The 3,127-nt window shown below is 40.3% G+C and carries 3 protein-coding genes; all 3 read left to right on the top strand.

All coding sequences use genetic code 11. The features are described 5' to 3' along the window. The first annotated feature begins 366 nt into the window (after window positions 1–366). The 3 genes from liaF to C406_RS0111370 are packed head-to-tail and all read left to right on the top strand — an operon-like array spanning window position 367 to window position 2,742. Complete coding sequence (gene liaF, locus C406_RS0111380; RefSeq protein WP_017380753.1) at window positions 367–1,071, top strand: cell wall-active antibiotics response protein LiaF; 705 nt, start codon at window positions 367–369, stop codon at window positions 1,069–1,071. Then, a complete protein-coding gene (locus tag C406_RS0111375; RefSeq protein WP_017380752.1) occupies window positions 1,068–2,129 on the top strand; it encodes a sensor histidine kinase in 1,062 nt (353 codons plus the stop codon). Before liaF ends, C406_RS0111375 begins: the two co-directional genes overlap by 4 nt. Further along, on the top strand, window positions 2,104–2,742 hold the full coding sequence (locus C406_RS0111370) for a response regulator transcription factor (protein WP_017380751.1): 639 nt from the start codon (window positions 2,104–2,106) through the stop codon (window positions 2,740–2,742). The genes C406_RS0111375 and C406_RS0111370 overlap by 26 nt, the downstream gene beginning before the upstream one ends. Window positions 2,743–3,127 lie beyond the last annotated feature (385 nt).

Genomic DNA, 3,127 nt, shown 5'->3' with positions numbered 1-3,127 from the left:
CTGGAGCGCAAATCAGCGGTAGAACCTACTCCTTAAAATACCCGGAATACTGGATTCATTACTCACTAAATTTATATACTTTCTTATCTTGTAAAAAATCAGTCAAAGTACGCCCCGTTCTTTAAGAAAGTACAGAAGATTTAAGTATCAGTTTAAAGGGATATTCCATACAATATCAACTTTGATTTCCGTTACAACGCACTTTCATGTTTCGAAGCTAGCGCAGCGATGCAGCTCACTTTCATGTTTCGAAGCTAGCAAAGCGATGCAGAAACAGAATCAGCCGGACGCTTTCCGCGGCCGGTGTCAAGCTAGAGTGGCGCTTACGCTTTTCTTTAAACCCGCTACGACAAAGGAGGAATCGCTATGCAACGAATACCAACAGATCGCATTACATTTTGGCTATTATCTGCCCTACTACTTGTATTTGTAGAGGTCATGTTCTTTCATAATGGAAGCGTGTTATTCGTTCTTTTTGGTGTCGGGTTAATTTATATCAGTTTGCGGAGAAAAAGCCGCTTATTTTTTTGGAGCGGTGTTGTCTTTTTAGGGATTGCCCTTCTTTCCATGTGGAGCTTACGACTATTTATCGTTGCAATCTTAGTCTATATTTTAGTACGACTATGGAAAGGCGATGAAACACAACAAATTATAGAACCATTTCTTGGTGATGATATAGAAACGCCAAATGCAATCATTCAAAATAAACTCTTTTCGATTCAAAGTACACCTTTTCAAGCATATGAATGGCAAGATGTTCATGTACAAGGTTTTTACGGAAACATCACGATTGATGCCACGCAAACGGTTTTACCAAAAGGTTCGTCTCTTGTTTCAGTTCGACAAGGTATTGGTAAAATCCGAATTGCTGTTCCTTATGAAATTCCAGTTCGAATTCATTACACAACGTTACTTGGAGAAGCTTTACTATTTGGTGCAAGTAAAAAACGGTTATGGAATCAATCACTTGTTCTTCAAAATGGTTATAACGAAGCCCAAGGAAGCGCATCTTCGGAACTGATTATCGCAGTATCTACTTGGCTTGGGGATGTTGAGGTGATTCGTAAATGAGTGGATTTATAGGTCGTACTTTTACATTATTTTCACTTCTAGTCGCTGTACTAGTTCCTTTATTAACCTACTTATTGGGCTGGCCTTCATATGAGACATGGCAACCCCTTTGGTCAATTGAAGAAGCGAATTTACCTATTGCTATTTGGATAGGAATCATCCTACTTGGAATTAGTATGGGCGTTGCCATTTCAACTACTCAACTGGCTAGAAAAAGAGAGCGCACCGTTGAACGCTATTTACAAGCTACCATTAATGCGGAGCAACAACATGACAATCTTACTGTCCCTGTGGTTTCCTCAAAGTTAAACAAAACACTGGGAGAAGTAACAATACTAATTACGACGCAAAAGAAAAGCCTGCAAAGAATGGTAGACGAGCGTGCAGAAGGTGAAGATAAAAGAATTCAAGAACGTATAATACAAGAACGGCAGCGCTTAGCACGCGAACTACATGACTCCGTGTCTCAACAGTTATTTGCAGCTTCCATGTTGCTATCGTCAATCACGGAACAGCATGAAAGTAGCGGTGAAGTAGTTTCCAAACCATTAGCACAAGCTGAGAAAATAGTTCAACAAGCACAACTTGAAATGCGTGCCCTTCTTCTACACTTACGTCCAGCAGCACTTCATAACAAATCATTAACCCAAGGTCTAGAAGAATTACTTTTTGAATTGCAACAAAAAGTTCATTTCACCATCCGTTTCCGTCTAGAAGATGTATCCCTTTCAAAGGGTGCGGAAGATCACTTATTCCGTATCGCGCAAGAAACGTTATCAAATACATTGCGTCATGCAAATGCCAGTGAAGTCGATATTTTATTAGTAGAACGGGACGGACTTGCGATTTTCCGAGTTCAAGATAACGGCGTAGGCTTTATAAAAGACGATGATGGCAATGCAGGTTCTTATGGCTTACATCACATCCAAGAACGAGCGATAGAAATGGGCGGAACTAGTAAAATTGTTTCCGTTCCTTCGCAAGGTACCATTGTAGAAGTAAAAGTACCTGTTGAGAAAAGAGGTGAAGTAGATGATACGAATCGTACTAGTGGATGATCATGAAATGGTTAGAATAGGTGTATCTGCATACCTTCAAGCACAAGCAGACATGGAAGTGATTGGTGAAGCAGTGAATGGAAAAGATGCAGTGGATTTAGTACTCTCGCTTCGTCCTGATATCGTGTTGATGGATATGGTCATGCCCATTATGAATGGTGCTGAAGCCACGAAAGAAATCATTGCACAGTGGCCACAAGCAAAAATCATGATTGTCACAAGTTTCCTAGACGACGACAAAGTCTATCCCGCTTTAGAGGCAGGTGCTGTCAGCTATGTTATGAAAACATCGAAAGCAAAACAAATTGCAGATGCCATCCGCCAAACATTAAATGGGGAAGCTGTTTTAGAACCTGAAGTTACAAACAAAATGATGAAACGTATGCGCCAAGGACAAGATCGCCCACTTCACGAAGAGTTAACTGATCGCGAACATGAAATTTTATTATTAATGGCTAAAGGCCGGAGTAATCAAGATATTGCCGATGAATTGTTTATCGCTTTAAAAACTGTAAAAACGCATGTAAGTAATATATTGTCGAAACTCCAAGTTCAAGATCGAACGCAAGCAGTCGTCTATGCTTTCCAACAAGGATTAGTGCCGAAAAGTTAACCAACCTCGCCAACGCGAAGTTGGTTTTTTTGTTTAACTCCATATCGCTTGTGATTGCGGTGATTTTTATGAATCTGCAAGCGTTTATCTTCATTTCACTCGGTGACGGTGTAGTTTAATCCCGTTCATTTTGATTTAATCCCGTTTATGGTTGATTTATTCCCGTTCGATCGCAGTTTATTCCGTTTCAAATTAATTTAATCCCATTCAAACATGCTTTATTCCTGTTCACCCTATTACCTCCTAAAAATCCTTATGTACAAACCTGCAACTTTAACGCGTAAGAAAAACCGGGCAAAGTACGCCCGGTCCTTTAAGAAGGGTAACCATAGAAACCCGTTTATTTCCGCTACGGTGGACGCTTTTCGCGGGCTTGGCTTCAGTC

It is taken from the genome of Paenisporosarcina sp. TG-14 (assembly GCF_000297555.1).
GTDB classification, from domain to species: Bacteria; Bacillota; Bacilli; order Bacillales_A; family Planococcaceae; genus Paenisporosarcina; species Paenisporosarcina antarctica.
This window is presented reverse-complemented; position numbering and strand designations above follow the sequence as displayed.